Genomic DNA, 14,101 nt, shown 5'->3' with positions numbered 1-14,101 from the left:
GCGGATGCTGGCCAAAAACCTGTTGACTGAGTAAAATAAAAACACATACCATCGGCGCGGATTGGGCCTCGGATAAGGGGTGAACACCGTGTATTGGCTGCTCAAGTGGTTGGTTCGCTTGGTGTTTCGGGGGATCTTTCGAATCTCGGTTTCAGGTGTCGAGCAGATACCCTATGAAGGGGCGGTGATCGTGGCGGCCAACCATCCAACCTGGTTGGACCCGATCCTCCTCGGGGCCTACCTTCCAAGAAAACCGTATTTTATCGCCAAAGCCGAAGTGTTCCGTTATCGGGTGTTCAATCCCTTGATCCGTTATCTCGGCGGTTTCCCCGTACATCGGGGGATGCCAGACATCCGCGCGATCCGGCACAGTCTGCGGCTTCTCCAAGAGGGAAAGGTGTTGGCCATTTTTATCGAAGGTTCTCGAACCTTTAAAGCGGGACCAAGCCCCAAACCGGGGGTGGGCATGCTGGCTGTAAAAAGCGGTGCGCCCATCGTTCCGGTAGCGATTCAAGGACCGTGCGGACTGTTCAGCCGGATCCGGATTCGGGTGGGACGCCCGATCCGGCCGGCCACAGATAGCTACGCGGACATTGCCCAGCTGGTGATGGCGGAGATTCGCCGTTTGGCATCCAGCGCCTGATGGCGAATCTGTCACACGCCGACGAACCGGGCGCACAGGGACCGGGCGACCGCCGGATCGTCCGTGCCTTGAACGAGCACCCGGCCGTCGGGAAAGAGGGTGAGTCGCTTGCCTTCGATCTCGGCCCGCAGCAAGAACGGGTTGCGCCGAACCCGGCCGAGGGCGGATAAACGAGGCTCGAGGGCATCGAGGTCCAGGGGGCTTCCCAGGGTGACTTGAACGGTATTCCGCCCGCACAAGGATATGGCTTCTCGCTCCCGGGGGGAGAGAAAGTCGAAGCGTCGAAGCCCACAGGTCGGGCAATCCGGTCGCCGGGCGTGACTGACGCTGATTTCCGACCATTCGTTGCCCCAAAGATCGAGGTGTAACAGGGTGCGGCGCAGATGGTCCCGGTCGCCCACGAGCCACTTGAGGGCTTCCGCCGCCTGAAGGGATGCCACCACGTCCACCACCGGTCCGATCACGCCTACCGTATCGCAGGTGGGCGCGTCTCCCGGCCCGGGCGGTTCGGGAAAGAGGCAGCGCAGACACGGACCGCTTTCGGGGATGACAGGGAGTAAAACGCCCCGGGCAGACACCGCCCCGCCGTAGATCCACGGAATGTCGTGCTTAATGGCGACATCGTTGATTAAATACCGAATTTCAAAGTTGTCGGTGCCGTCGAGGATGAGATCGACATCGGTTAACAGCTTTTCGGCGTTGCGCCACGTCACATCGGTGACCAGCGGCTCCACGTGGACGCTGCTGTTAAACGCCCGAAGATGGATGGCTGCCGCTTCGGCCTTTGGCAAAGATTGGAGAGCGTCTTGTTCGTCGTAAAGCATTTGGCGCTGGAGGTTGCTCGGTTCCACATAATCCCGGTCGATCAACCGAACGAACCCCACTCCAGCCCGGACCATGTGTTGGGATAGCGCACTTCCCAGCGCTCCGAGGCCCACGATGACCACTCGGGAGGCGCGCAGTTTTTCTTGCCCGGCCACTCCGATGGGGGAGAACAGGAACTGACGGGAATACCGTTCTTGATCTGATATCATGAGGATCCCTTCACTTTCATCGAGAATCGAAGGATGGTCCGAAGGCCCGGACATCATCTTCACACTAACGAATCCCCAAACGGTTGACAAGGGGCGAGAGGAGACGGATGAATGGCGGAGTGGAGCCATTTTAATGAGCAAGGAAGGGCGAAGATGTCGGACGTCTCGGGAAAAGAGCCGACGAAGCGCACCGCCGTGGCCCGGGCGGTGGTTCGGATGAAACCGGAAACGCTCTCGGCGATTCAGGAAGGGAGAGTCAAGAAAGGGGATGTCCTGGCAGTGGCCCAGGTGGCGGGGGTCATGGCGGCCAAACGCACCCCCGACTTGATTCCCATGTGCCATACGATTCCGTTAACTCATGTGGACCTTCGCTTTTTTCCCCGGGAGAGCGAGGGCCGGCGTGATTTTGCCGAACTGGAGATCGAATCGGAGGTCTCCACGGTGGCATCCACAGGCGTGGAGATGGAGGCACTGACGGCCGTTTCGGTGGCGGCGCTCACCGTTTACGATATGTGCAAGGCGATTGATCGGGCCATGGAGGTAACCTCAGTTTATTTGTTGGAGAAGAGCGGAGGTAAAAGCGGGGATTATCGGCGGGACGAGCCCAGGAGGAGGAATGGGGTATGAGCGAAGGGTGGACGGTGGCCATTGTGACGTGCAGCGACAAGGGGGCCAAGGGCGAGAGGCCGGATACGAGCGGGGAGGTTATTCGGGATTATGTGACGGGCCGGGGCATGGCGGTGCGCGGACATCGCGTGGTGCCCGACGAACGGGATCAGATCGAGGCGGCACTGGTGTATTATTGCGACGTGGAACGGGTGGATCTCGTTCTCACCACCGGCGGGACCGGCCTGGGGCCCCGGGATGTCACCCCCGAGGCGACGTTGACGGTGGTGGAGCGGCTGGTCCCGGGGATTCCGGAGCGGATGCGGGCGGCCACGGCGGCGGTGACGCCCACGGCAATCCTGTCCCGGAGCGTCGCCGGCATCCGAGGGCAGACCTTGATCGTGAACCTCCCGGGCAACCCCAAAGGGGTGCAGGAGTGTCTGGAGGCGGTGGGGGACGTGCTGCCCCACGCCTTGGGGGTGCTCAGCGGCCGGGTGCGAGACCACGGCCCGGTTCACCATCGTCACGAAGAATCGAAACGATGATTGTGGAGAGAGGCGGGATCGACTGGGAGGGTGACGATGTTGGATGGTCGATTCTGTTAATGAAAAGTGACGAGTTGGCACGAGCTCAACCCGATCGGAAGCAACAGGGGGGCGGCGAGGGTGGGTCGTCGGTTCCCCGGCGGGCTCCTTTCACTTTCCCGCGCTTTTTCTCCCTATAGTAGATGAACCCGCCGAGAAATCCCACACTGATGGCGATCAGGACGGTGCCCGCCAGGGTGGGTCCTAACCAGGGTTGCGACGGGTTGAACAAGTGACCCATCACGGCGTCCCGGACGAGCGTCACCCCGTAACCGCCGAGCAGGAAAAAGCCGATCAGGATAATCCAGGATATCAAAAGCCCCATGTGACAACCTTCCTTTCAAGCCCCAGGATCCTGGGACCTTGGGCGTGGACGACTGTTACCAGTATACCTGATCTTGAAGAGCACATGGAGCCCCGTGGAATGACTGATATAATGAAAACAAATCCACGGGTCGAAAGCGAGGGGGCGTCGGTGGTACGGGTGCTGTTGGTCGGAGGAGGCAAAGGGGGTACGGCCCTGCTCCGGGCGTTTCACTCCATGGAGGCGGTTCGAGTGGTCGCCGTGGTGGACCTCGACCCCGGCGCCCCGGCGTTGGGCCTGGCCCGGGAATGGGGCATCGAGACCGCGGCCGATTACCGGCCGTACTTCCACGGAGTTGATGTGGTCATTGAGGCCACGGGGGATGTCGGTGTGTACCGCGAGATCGACAGCGCCCGACCGCCTGGAGTGACTCTTGTCCCCGGCCCGGTGGCCGAGCTTTTGATGACCCTGCTGCAGGAGAAAGAGCAACTGATCCACCGGCTTTCCCGGCAACGCCGCGAGTTGGATGCCATTCTCAACTCCACCCACGATGCGATGATGGCGGTGGACCAGGCCGGGTGCATTACACTTTTCAATGCCGCCGCCCAGCGGTTGACCGGTCTGCACGCCGCCGAGGTCCTCGGCACCGAGGCCAAGACTACCATTCCCAACAGCCGTTTGCACATTGTGCTTCAAACCGGGCAGGCGGAACTCAATCAACTGCAGGACCTTGGCCGGGTGAAAATCATCACCAACCGGATGCCCGTACGGGACGAAGATGGCCGGGTGGTGGGGGCGGTGGCCGTCTTCCGGGATGTCACGGAACTGTTCGGCCTGGCCGAAGAAGTGACAAATCTTCGCGAGATCCAATCCCTTCTTGAAGCGATCATCAACGCCACCCAAGACGCGATCTCGGTGGTGGATCGAGAAGGCAAAGGAATCCTCATCAATCCCGCGTACACCCGTCTCACCGGTCTAGGGCCGGATGATGTGATCGGCAAGCCGGCCACCGTCGATATTGCAGAAGGAGAAAGCATGCACTACCAAGTACTGCGGACCCGCCGGGCGGTCAAGGGCGTGCCGATGAAGGTCGGCCCGGCCCGGCGGGAAGTGATCGTCAATTGCGCCCCGATTCTCGTTGATGGCGAGCTCAAGGGCAGCGTCGGGGTGATTCACGATATCTCAGAGATTCAACAGTTAACGGAAGAGTTGGACCGGGCGAAGCGACTGATTCGAAAGCTGGAGGCCAAATACACGTTTGAGGACATCATCGGCCACAGTCCCTCCTTCGTTTCTGCCGTGCACCTCGCCCGGTCGGCGGCGCAAACCCCGGCCACGGTTTTGCTCCGGGGGGAATCGGGAACGGGGAAAGAGCTCTTTGCTCATGCGATCCACAACGAAAGCGCCCGGCGCTATCACCAGTTCATTCGGGTCAACTGCGCCGCCTTCTCCGAGTCTCTCCTTGAGAGTGAGCTGTTTGGCTACGAAGAAGGGGCCTTCACCGGCGCAAAACGGGGCGGGAAAAAGGGAGTTTTTGAAGAAGCCAGCGGCGGCACGCTGTTTCTCGACGAGATCGGTGAGCTTCCCCTCCCCACCCAGGCGAAGATCCTCCGGGCAATTCAAGAAAAAGAGATTGTCCGGGTCGGCGGGAGTCGGGCGATTCCCGTGGACGTGCGGATTATCGCCGCTACTCACGTGAATTTGGAAAAGGCGATCCAGGAAGGACGTTTTCGGCAAGACCTGTACTATCGGTTGAATGTCATGCCCATCGTTCTTCCGCCCTTGCGGGAGCGCAAAGAGGACATCGAGCCCTTGGCACGGCAGTTTGTGCGCAAGTTCAACCAGGATTTTGGACGCCAAGTGGAGGGCCTGACCCCCCGGGCGATTGCCCGGTTGGAGGAATACTCCTGGCCAGGTAACGTGCGGGAACTGGAGAATGTGATCGGCCGGGCCATGATCCGTGTCGGTTACACCGACACCTGGATCGATACGGTCCACCTGCCCCTCTCCGACCTGGGGGCCGGACAGATCAACCCGGAAGAACCGGAGGACGAACGGACCCTGGAGGATGTGGTGAATGCCGCAGAGAAAGCCCATATCCAGCGGGTCCTCGATAAGGTGAACGGCAACAAAACCGAGGCGGCCCGGCGCTTGGGCATTTCGGTGCGCAATTTATATTATAAATTGGAGAAACTTGGGATAGACCCCTGGTCCGGCTGAGGTTGTGCCGAGAAAGGGTTGGCACAGGCTTGTGAAGGTTTTTGCCTGCAAAATACTGCATAACATGCAATGTGTTGCAGGGAGGGTATTCAGAAGCCGGTGGAATCGGGCGTCGGTAATGCGAACCGGCGCCAATTTTATTCCATCCCGCCCTTGGCATGGTTCTTGCGAACCGTATAGGTTCACAGGAATTTACAAACTCTGTGGTCCACCCGGGGTTAGGTGTGGGTGGTGCGGCCGGACCTGAATGTTCTCAAGATGATCTGTGCGGGGAATGGAGGAGCGGACATGGAGATTTTCCGGACGATGACGTCGCTAGATTACGAGCAGGTGATGTTTTGCCAGGACGCTTCTTCGGGCCTGAAGGCGGTGATCGCCATTCATGACACGACCCTCGGGCCAGCGCTGGGCGGATGCCGCATGTGGACGTACGCTTCCGAGGCTGAGGCGGTGGTGGACGCGCTGCGCTTGGCCCGGGGAATGACCTATAAAACGGCCATGGCCGGTTTGAATTTTGGCGGGGGCAAGGCGGTAATCGTCGGGGATCCGCGAACGGAAAAGACGGAAGCGCTGTTCCGGGCCTTCGGCCGCTACGTGCAGAGCCTGGGCGGGCGGTATATTACCGCCGAAGATGTGGGGACCACCACCCGGGAGATGGATTGGATCCGCCTTGAGACCCCTTATGTGACCGGCGTCTCGGTGGCGGCCGGGGGCGGAGGAGATCCGAGCCCCATGACGGCCTTGGGCGTTTTCCGCAGCATCCAGGCCGCCCTTGCCGAGGTGTACGGCAGCGACGATCCCGCGGGACGCGCCGTGGCGGTTCAGGGGCTGGGGAGCGTCGGATATCACTTGTGTAAGCTTCTTCACCAAGCGGGGGCGGAGCTCGTGGTGACCGACCTTCGGGAAGAAGCGGTGCAGCGGGCGGTTCGGGAGTTTGGCGCCGAAGCGGTGGATCTTGAGGGCATCTACGATGTCCCGGCGGATGTGTTCGCCCCTTGTGCCCTGGGCGGAGTCATCAATGACGGCACGATCCCCCGGCTTAAGTGCAGGATTGTGGCCGGTTCAGCGAACAACCAACTGGCGGAGGACCGACACGGGGCCGAACTTGAGGCGAGGGGTATCCTTTACGTGCCGGATTATGTGGCGAACGCCGGCGGTGTGATTCACGTGGCGGATGAACTGGAAGGGTACCGCCCGGAGCGGGTGAGGGCCCGGGTGGAAGGGATCTACGACCGGGTTCGGGATGTGTTCGCCTTGGCCCGGGAAAAAAGGATCCCGGCCCATCAAGCGGCGGACCGCCTGGCCGAGGAGAGAATCGCGGTCCTTCGGCAGGTGCGGAGCACTTTCGTGGTGCACAGTTAAACGGATGCAATGAAGCTCAAATGGTTGAATAAGAGGAGGCGGCACCGGTGAGTGTGGAGATGAGAAACCGCCATGAAGCCCTGGGATTGAGCGGAGAAGACCTTTTGGCCATGTATCGCGTGATGCTCACGGCCCGCCGGGTGGATGAACGCATGTGGGTGCTCAACCGCGCCGGAAAAATCCCGTTTGTCATCTCGTGTCAAGGCCACGAAGGAGCCCAGGTCGGGGCGGCATTCGCCCTGGATCGGCAGAAAGATTACGTGTTGCCCTATTACCGGGATGTGGCCGTGGTGTTGGCTTTCGGGCAGACACCCCGGGATTTGCTTTTGGCAGCCCATGCCAAGGCCGAGGACCCGAACAGCGGGGGACGGCAGATGCCGAACCATTTTGGAAGCCGGAAGCACCGCATCGTCTCGGGGTCCAGCCCCGTGTCCACCCAGATTCCCCACGCGGCGGGCATCGCCCTGGCGGCCCGGATGCGAGGGGACGATGTGGTGGCCTACGTCTCCTTTGGGGAAGGGTCGAGCAACCAGGGAGATTTTCATGAAGGATTGAACTTCGCCGCGGTGCATCGGTTGCCGGTCGTATTTTTCTGTCAGAACAACGGCTACGCCATCTCGGTGCCAACTTCCAAGGAATTGGCCACCCCCAGTGTGGCCGACCGGGCGGCGGGGTATGGAATCCCCGGGGTCGTGGTGGACGGGAGCGACGTTCTCGGCGTTTACCATGCCGTCAAAACGGCGGTGGAGCGGGCCCGGAGGGGGGATGGACCGACTCTGGTGGAAGCGATGACGGTTCGCCTGACGCCCCATTCCAGCGATGACGACGATCGCACCTATCGGACCAAGGAAGAATTGGAAGACGCCCGGCGCAGGGATCCCCTTCCGCAATTTGCGGAGTATCTCATCGCGTCAGGGGTGGCGGACGAGGACACGCTTCGCGCCCTGGATCACGAGGTGCGGGCGGAAGTGGACGAAGCCACGGCCTACGCGGAGCAAGCAAGGGATCCCGATCCCGCGGACGTCCTGCGATTTGTCTATCGGGAAGCATGACCAGGAGATCGAGAGGGGCCTGGGCGGAGAATCGGGCCGGGGGTGGGAAGTATGGCGGTAAAAACGTACATTGAGGCGGTACGGGACGCGCTTCGGGAAGAAATGGAACGGGATTCTTCTGTATTCGTGTTGGGTGAGGATGTAGGAGTTCGGGGCGGCGTATTTCGCGCCACTGTGGGACTGATCGAACAATTCGGCCCGGAGAGGGTGTTGGATGCGCCCTTGGCGGAGTCGGCCATTGTGGGCGTGGCCATCGGGGCGTCCCTTTACGGAATGCGCCCGGTGGCGGAGATCCAGTTTGCCGATTTTATCCTTCCCGCGGTGAATCAAATCATCAGTGAAGCGGCGAAAATGCGCTATCGCTCCAACAATGACTGGTATTGTCCTCTGGTGATCCGGGCGCCTTACGGCGGGGGCGTCCACGGGGCGTTGTACCATTCCCAAAGTGTGGAAGCCCTGTTTTACCATGTGCCGGGGCTGAAGGTGGTGGCGCCGGCGACTCCCTATGACGTGAAGGGCCTGCTCAAATCTGCGATTCGAGACGATGACCCGGTGCTATTTTTTGAACACAAAAAATGTTATCGCTCGATCAAGGGGGAGGTGCCGGAGGAGGATTATGTGGTGCCCATCGGTCGAGCCCGGGTGGCCCGGGAGGGGACGGACATCACGGTGATCTCCTATGGCATGACTCTGCACACCGCCTTGGAAGCTGCGGCAGAGGTGGAGAAAGAGGGGATCTCGGCTCACGTGCTCGACCTTCGGACCCTGCGCCCCCTGGATGAGGCCGCCATTCTCGAAGCGGCGGATAAGACGGGAAAAGTGATGATCATCCACGAGGACAACAAGGTGGGCGGGGTTGGAGCCGAGGTATCCGCCCTCATCGCGGAGAAAGCCCTTTTTTCGCTGGATGCGCCGGTGATGCGCCTTGCCGGGCCGGAGATCCCGGCGATGCCCTTCAATCGCGAATTGGAAAAATCGTATCTGGTGACGGCGCCTCGGATTGCCGAGGCGATGCGGGAACTGGCGCGGTTTTGAGGAGGGGCCGGGATGATCGAAATCAAAATGCCAAAATTAGGTGAAAGTGTCACCGAGGGGACTTTGTCCCGGTGGTTGAAACAGGTTGGGGAACCGGTTCATCGCTATGAGCCCATCGCCGAGATTATCACGGATAAAGTGACGGCGGAGTTGCCCGCTGAGGCCGACGGCATTCTCATGCGCCACCTGGTGCAGGAAGGAGAAACGGTGGCGGCGGGCACTCCCGTGGCGTTGATGGAGACTTTTACCTCAGGGGTGCCGCGGGCTTCCGGTTCTGGTGCTGGGGCCGGGTCCGGGCCGGCGAAGGTTCCGCAGGCGGCGGGGCCGGAGTCCGCCCGCGGCCGGGACGGTCGATCCGGTGTGGCCGGTGCTTCGGGGAGCGGGCTTCGGGGGCGGTATTCCCCGGCGGTGCGGAAACTGGCCCGGGAATACAATGTCCGCCTGGAAGGGATCCCCGGAACCGGGGCGGGGGGCAGAGTGACCCGGCGGGATGTGCTCGCCTGGCTGGAAGGGGCGACAATGCAGAGCGCTCCCCGGCCCGCGGGGGCGAGCCAAGGGATTCTGACCGGGGAGACGGCCCTGGCGGAACAAACTCCGGACGACGTGGAAGTGATCGAAGCTTCGCCGATCCGCCGGGCCATTGCCCGGCATATGGTGGAGAGCGTTCATGCGGCGCCCCATGCCTGGACGATGGTGGAAGCGGATGTCACGGGACTGGTGCGGTTGCGGGATAGGATCAAAGAGGATTTTCGGCGGCGGGAAGGAATCCCTCTGACTTTTATGCCCTTTTTTCTCAAAGCGGTGGCGGAATCCTTGCGGGAATTTCCCATCCTGAATTCGTCTTGGGCGGACGATCGGATTATAATGAAGAAGCGGATCCACCTTTCCGTGGCGGTGGCAACCGAGGACGCCCTGTTTGTGCCGGTAATCCGGGACGCCGACCGTCTCTCGATTACGGGCTTGGCCCACGCCTTGCATGATCTGGCCACCCGAGCCCGGCAGGGGCGGCTGAAAACCCAGGATATGGAGGGCGGTACCTTTACCGTCAATAACACCGGGGCATTTGGATCGGTGTTATCCAAGCCGATCCTAAACGGCGGCCAGGCGGCGATCCTCAGCGTGGAGGCCATTGTCAAGCGCCCGGTGGTCATGCCCGGCGATATGCTCGCCATCCGTTCGATGGTCAACCTGTGTCTATCCTTGGACCATCGGGTGTTGGATGGCTGGATCTCGGGCAGGTTCCTGCAGAGCGTCAAAAGGCGGCTGGAAGCCTATCGGGAGGATGGAGGGATCTAGTCGAACGGGCGAGGTGGGATGGGCTTGGACGAGTTGCGAGTGATATCCGGGACTCCGGCGGGGCAGGGCCGCCGCCCGGATTGGCTTAAAATCCAGTTGCGCACCGGGGAGAATTATCGCGAACTCAAGGCTCTCATGCGGGGGCAAACCCTTCACACGGTTTGTGAAGAGGCCCGGTGCCCGAACCTTTTTGAGTGTTGGTCACACCGTACAGCGACGTTCATGATCCTGGGCCGGATTTGCACCCGGGCCTGTCGGTTCTGCGCCGTCACCAGCGGCCGGCCGACGGAACTGGATCTACAAGAGCCGGAGCGGGTGGCGGAGGCGACGGTGGCCATGGGCCTTCGCCACGTGGTGGTGACATCGGTGGCCCGGGACGACCTGGAGGACGGGGGGGCGGAAATTTTCGCCTCCACCATCAGGGCCATCCGCCGCCGGGCGCCGGGTTGTTCGGTGGAAGTGCTGATCCCGGATTTTCAGGGACAAGAGATGTCTTTGCGAAAAGTGCTGGAAGCCGGGCCGGATATCCTCAATCACAATGTGGAGACGGTGCGGCGGCTCTCGGATCGGGTGCGATCCCGGGCCAAATACGAGCGATCTCTGGAACTGTTGCGGCGTTCCAAGGCGATCGCCCCGCGGATTCCCACCAAATCGAGCATCATGGTGGGGGTTGGAGAGACCTGGGAGGAGATCCTCGCCACCATGGACGACCTTCGGGCGGTGGATTGTGACATCCTCACCATCGGTCAATACCTGCAACCGACCCGGAAACATTTGGCTGTGGATCGGTATTACACACCTGACGAGTTCGCGCAACTCAAGGAGGAAGGACTGAAGCGCGGCTTCCGCCATGTAGAATCGGGGCCTTTGGTGCGAAGTTCGTACCATGCCCATGAGCAGGTGGAAGCGGTTCGCGAAGCCCGGCTCTCGGGGGCGGAGGGCGTTTAGGGAATGTGGGAGCGTCTCAGGCACTCCGAGTATAGCTTCTCCGAGGGATGGCTTCTCGGTGCTCCGGACACAATAGGGCCGTACCGCCATCTTTCGTGGAGGTGCACTTGATGCCCAATAACAAGGACATCTTTCGCAACAAGCGGGACTTTGCCCACGAAGAGTTTGCCACCGAGTTGTACAAGCCTCCGGGAAAGCCCCGGGCCAGGGAGGCCAAGTCCCAGCGGTCCCAGGTGAGGGCCCATCACCCGGGGGACTACAAGGCTCGCAAGCGCACGATGGCCGATAAAACCTGATATTTTTGCCCGCCGAGTCGGCGGGCTTTGTCTTTCTTCGATGCGCATTTAAAGGTCGAATGCTATAATCGAAGACGTTACGGTCGGCAGCGAAAGAGGAGTGAAAAAGAATGACCGATTTTGAAGAACGGTATGAAGAATGGGAGAGGAAAACGGAGCACGCGTTGAAAAAGCGCCCGGAACGGAAAACGTCCTTTACGACATCTTCCGGCATTCCAGTGCGCAGGTTGTACGTTCCCCAGGGCGGGGAGAAAAGAGAGTTGCGCCGCTATTTAGAGAATGTCGGTTTCCCTGGGGAGTTTCCCTATACCCGCGGGGTGCAGAGGACTATGTACCGAGGCCGCTTCTGGACAATGCGACAATACGCAGGATTCGGAACGGCGGAGGAAACCAACCGGCGGTTTCGTTACCTGCTGGAACAGGGACAGACGGGGCTGTCCACGGCTTTTGATCTTCCCACCCAGATCGGCTACGACTCGGATCATCCCATGGCCCGGGGAGAAGTGGGCAAAGTGGGGGTGGCCATATCGTCCTTGGCGGACATGGAGCAATTATTCGATGGGATTCCTTTGGATAAAGTGACCACCTCGATGACCATCAACGCGCCGGCGTCGGTGCTTCTAGCCATGTACATCGCCGTAGGCGAGAAACAGGGAGTCCCCGCGGAAAAGCTCGGGGGGACGGTGCAGAACGATATCTTGAAAGAATATGTGGCCCGGGGTACGTACATTTTTCCGCCCAAGCCCTCCATGCGGCTCATCACCGATGTATTCGCCTATTGTAGTGAAAAGGTACCCCATTGGAATACGATCAGCATCAGCGGCTACCATATCCGGGAAGCCGGGGCCACGGCGGTTCAGGAGTTGGCCTTCACCCTGGCCAACGGCATCGCCTATGTGCAAGCGGCGGTGGACCGGGGGCTGGACGTGGATGATTTTGCGCCGAGGTTGTCGTTCTTTTTCAATGCGCATAATCACTTTTTTGAAGAAGTGGCCAAATTCCGAGCGGCCCGCCGGATGTGGGCGCGAATCATGCGGGAGCGCTTTGGCGCCAAGGATCCGAAGTCGTGGCAACTGCGGTTCCATACCCAGACGGGGGGCTCGACGCTCACGGCCCAGCAGCCGGACAACAACATCGTTCGGGTGACGCTTCAGGCCCTGGCTGCAGTACTGGGCGGAACCCAGAGCCTGCACACAAACAGCCGGGACGAAGCCTTGGCGCTGCCCACCGAGGAATCGGCGAGGATTGCCCTGCGAACCCAGCAGATCATCGCCTATGAGAGTGGTGTCGCCGATACGGTGGATCCCTTGGCCGGTTCGTATTATGTGGAAGAGCTCACCGATGAGATCGAGCGCCGGGCCATGGAATATATCGAGAAGATCGACGAGATGGGCGGGGCCGTGCAAGCCGTGGAGATGGGGTATATGCAGCAGGAAATCCGGGATGCGGCCTACGAGACCCAGATGGCGATCGAGAATGGCGACGAGATTGTGGTGGGGGTGAACGCCTTCCGGATTGAGGATGAGCCAGAACCGGAGCTGTTGCGGGTAGATCCACAGCTCGGGGAGCGCCGGCGGGAAGAACTGGCCAAACTTCGGTCGGGCCGCAACGCGTCCGCGGTGGAGCAGGCCTTGAATCGCTTGCGAGAAGCGGCGATGGGGACGGATAACCTCATGCCCCCCATCTTGGATGCGGTGCGTGCGTATGCCACCCTCGGGGAAATTTGTGGCGTGCTCCGGGACGTATTCGGGGAGTACCGCCCGGCCCAGTGGTAGAGACGAGATTGAAACGACCAGTCGGTTGTTGCGACCGGCCGCCCAGCTGAGAAGTTTGCAAGCAGTGATGGAGGAAAGGAGAGGTGCCGGATGGCACAACGTCGCATTCGCGTGTTAGTGGCCAAGCCGGGTCTCGATGGCCATGACCGAGGGGCGCTGGTGATCGCCCAAGGGCTTCGGGATGCCGGAATGGAAGTGATCTACACAGGACTACGACAAACTCCCGAACAGATCGTGGCGGCAGCACTCCAGGAGGACGTGGACTGCATCGGGTTGTCGTCCCTCTCCGGGGCGCACATGGAGTTGTTTCCCGAGGTGGTGCGCTTGCTCCGGGAGCGAGGGGCTGAAGACATCCTGGTGGTGGGCGGCGGGGTGATTCCCCGGGAAGACATTCCCGCCCTCAAGGCGGCGGGGATCGCCGAAGTGTTCACCCCGGGGACGTCCATCCAGGACACGGCGGAATTCATTCGCACTCATGTGCGGCCCCGGGAAGGGGGGGAGGAAGATCTTCCCGAACCGCCGGAGCAGATTGATCACATTGGTATTGCGGTGACTTCTTTAAGGGAGGCCCTGCCCTTTTATACCGAGCAGCTCGGGATGAAACTGATCCACCAGGAAGTGATTGAAGATCAACAGGTGACCACGGCTTTTCTCGCCGTGGGGGAAAGCACCATCGAGTTGCTGGAGCCCACGAGCCCCGATAGTCCGGTGGCCAAATTCCTCGACAAGCGGGGCCCGGGCATTCACCACGTGGCCTACCGGGTCAAAGATGTGGCCGACCGGCTGCGCCGGGCGAAAAAGGCCGGGCTGCGGCTGATCGACGAAGAGCCCCGGCCGGGCGGACATGGAAAGCTGATCGGCTTTGTTCATCCGAAAAGCGCCGGGGGCGTGTTGACGGAGTTCTGCCAGCGGGTGGAAGACTAAAGAGGATGATCGAGGCAAGTAA

At 60.9% G+C, this 14,101-nt stretch carries 14 protein-coding genes; 12 read left to right on the top strand and 2 right to left on the bottom strand.

Annotation, left to right across the window (positions count from 1 at the left end):
- Positions 1 to 88 precede the first annotated feature (88 nt).
- Entirely contained in the window at positions 89 to 643 is a 555-nt protein-coding gene (locus CVV65_RS09765; protein WP_041303852.1) for a lysophospholipid acyltransferase family protein, read from the top strand.
- Positions 644 to 654: 11 nt separating this feature from the next.
- Here the strand turns inward: CVV65_RS09765 and CVV65_RS09760 are convergent, their stop codons facing one another.
- Complete coding sequence (locus tag CVV65_RS09760; protein ID WP_100669378.1) at positions 655 to 1,677, bottom strand: ThiF family adenylyltransferase; 1,023 nt, start codon at positions 1,675 to 1,677, stop codon at positions 655 to 657.
- Between the two features lie 111 nt (positions 1,678 to 1,788).
- On the opposite strand from CVV65_RS09760, the gene moaC reads away from it, so the two are divergent.
- Together moaC and CVV65_RS09750 are read left to right on the top strand one after the other, a co-directional pair.
- Positions 1,789 to 2,304 (top strand): cyclic pyranopterin monophosphate synthase MoaC, encoded by a 516-nt coding sequence (gene moaC, locus CVV65_RS09755; protein WP_100667966.1) that lies wholly within the window; start codon positions 1,789 to 1,791, stop codon positions 2,302 to 2,304.
- A complete protein-coding gene (locus tag CVV65_RS09750; RefSeq protein WP_013075318.1) occupies positions 2,301 to 2,828 on the top strand; it encodes a MogA/MoaB family molybdenum cofactor biosynthesis protein in 528 nt (175 codons plus the stop codon). The genes moaC and CVV65_RS09750 overlap by 4 nt, the downstream gene beginning before the upstream one ends.
- An 85-nt stretch (positions 2,829 to 2,913) precedes the next feature.
- Here the strand turns inward: CVV65_RS09750 and CVV65_RS09745 are convergent, their stop codons facing one another.
- Positions 2,914 to 3,192, bottom strand: coding sequence for a DUF2627 domain-containing protein (locus tag CVV65_RS09745; RefSeq protein ID WP_013075319.1), 279 nt, complete (start codon positions 3,190 to 3,192; stop codon positions 2,914 to 2,916).
- A gap of 150 nt (positions 3,193 to 3,342) precedes the next feature.
- On the opposite strand from CVV65_RS09745, the gene CVV65_RS09740 reads away from it, so the two are divergent.
- The 9 genes from CVV65_RS09740 (at position 3,343) to mce (ending at position 14,079) form a co-directional block, all read left to right on the top strand.
- Positions 3,343 to 5,391, top strand: a complete 2,049-nt coding sequence (locus CVV65_RS09740) for a sigma-54 interaction domain-containing protein (protein ID WP_100669376.1) — start codon at positions 3,343 to 3,345, stop codon at positions 5,389 to 5,391.
- Between the two features lie 288 nt (positions 5,392 to 5,679).
- Positions 5,680 to 6,753: a Glu/Leu/Phe/Val family dehydrogenase gene (locus CVV65_RS09735; RefSeq protein ID WP_100669374.1), complete on the top strand. Its 1,074-nt coding sequence runs from the start codon at positions 5,680 to 5,682 to the stop codon at positions 6,751 to 6,753.
- A 59-nt stretch (positions 6,754 to 6,812) separates the two neighbouring features.
- On the top strand, positions 6,813 to 7,805 hold the full coding sequence (locus tag CVV65_RS09730; protein WP_100669372.1) for a thiamine pyrophosphate-dependent dehydrogenase E1 component subunit alpha: 993 nt from the start codon (positions 6,813 to 6,815) through the stop codon (positions 7,803 to 7,805).
- 51 nt (positions 7,806 to 7,856) lie between these two features.
- Entirely contained in the window at positions 7,857 to 8,840 is a 984-nt protein-coding gene (locus tag CVV65_RS09725) for an alpha-ketoacid dehydrogenase subunit beta (protein WP_100667965.1), read from the top strand.
- A gap of 12 nt (positions 8,841 to 8,852) precedes the next feature.
- On the top strand, positions 8,853 to 10,136 hold the full coding sequence (locus CVV65_RS09720) for a dihydrolipoamide acetyltransferase family protein (protein WP_100667964.1): 1,284 nt from the start codon (positions 8,853 to 8,855) through the stop codon (positions 10,134 to 10,136).
- A 24-nt stretch (positions 10,137 to 10,160) separates the two neighbouring features.
- Positions 10,161 to 11,084: a lipoyl synthase gene (gene lipA / locus CVV65_RS09715; RefSeq protein ID WP_232796577.1), complete on the top strand. Its 924-nt coding sequence runs from the start codon at positions 10,161 to 10,163 to the stop codon at positions 11,082 to 11,084.
- A 110-nt stretch (positions 11,085 to 11,194) separates the two neighbouring features.
- The gene (locus tag CVV65_RS09710) at positions 11,195 to 11,380 is read left to right on the top strand and encodes a hypothetical protein (RefSeq protein ID WP_100667962.1); all 186 of its coding nucleotides are present in this window, start codon (positions 11,195 to 11,197) and stop codon (positions 11,378 to 11,380) included.
- Positions 11,381 to 11,490: 110 nt separating this feature from the next.
- On the top strand, positions 11,491 to 13,155 hold the full coding sequence (locus tag CVV65_RS09705) for an acyl-CoA mutase large subunit family protein (protein ID WP_100667961.1): 1,665 nt from the start codon (positions 11,491 to 11,493) through the stop codon (positions 13,153 to 13,155).
- A gap of 90 nt (positions 13,156 to 13,245) precedes the next feature.
- On the top strand, positions 13,246 to 14,079 hold the full coding sequence (mce, locus tag CVV65_RS09700; protein ID WP_100667960.1) for a methylmalonyl-CoA epimerase: 834 nt from the start codon (positions 13,246 to 13,248) through the stop codon (positions 14,077 to 14,079).
- Positions 14,080 to 14,101: the final 22 nt, after the last annotated feature.

The organism is Kyrpidia spormannii, assembly GCF_002804065.1.
Classification (GTDB): Bacteria; Bacillota; Bacilli; order Kyrpidiales; family Kyrpidiaceae; genus Kyrpidia; species Kyrpidia spormannii.
Note: the sequence above shows the minus strand (reverse complement) of the source record. Positions and strands in the feature narration are given on the sequence as shown.

Excerpts from the sequence above, each read along its gene's own strand:
- CVV65_RS09710 (WP_100667962.1), top strand. The coding sequence starts at position 11,195 with ATGCCCAATAACAAGGACATCTTTCGCAACAAGCGGGACTTTGCCCAC.
- CVV65_RS09760 (WP_100669378.1), bottom strand. The coding sequence starts at position 1,677 with ATGATATCAGATCAAGAACGGTATTCCCGTCAGTTCCTGTTCTCCCCC.
- CVV65_RS09745 (WP_013075319.1), bottom strand. The coding sequence starts at position 3,192 with ATGGGGCTTTTGATATCCTGGATTATCCTGATCGGCTTTTTCCTGCTC.
- CVV65_RS09750 (WP_013075318.1), top strand. The coding sequence starts at position 2,301 with ATGAGCGAAGGGTGGACGGTGGCCATTGTGACGTGCAGCGACAAGGGG.
- mce (WP_100667960.1), top strand. The coding sequence starts at position 13,246 with ATGGCACAACGTCGCATTCGCGTGTTAGTGGCCAAGCCGGGTCTCGAT.
- CVV65_RS09720 (WP_100667964.1), top strand. The coding sequence starts at position 8,853 with ATGATCGAAATCAAAATGCCAAAATTAGGTGAAAGTGTCACCGAGGGG.
- CVV65_RS09735 (WP_100669374.1), top strand. The coding sequence starts at position 5,680 with ATGGAGATTTTCCGGACGATGACGTCGCTAGATTACGAGCAGGTGATG.
- moaC (WP_100667966.1), top strand. The coding sequence starts at position 1,789 with ATGGCGGAGTGGAGCCATTTTAATGAGCAAGGAAGGGCGAAGATGTCG.
- CVV65_RS09705 (WP_100667961.1), top strand. The coding sequence starts at position 11,491 with ATGACCGATTTTGAAGAACGGTATGAAGAATGGGAGAGGAAAACGGAG.
- CVV65_RS09725 (WP_100667965.1), top strand. The coding sequence starts at position 7,857 with ATGGCGGTAAAAACGTACATTGAGGCGGTACGGGACGCGCTTCGGGAA.
- CVV65_RS09730 (WP_100669372.1), top strand. The coding sequence starts at position 6,813 with ATGAGAAACCGCCATGAAGCCCTGGGATTGAGCGGAGAAGACCTTTTG.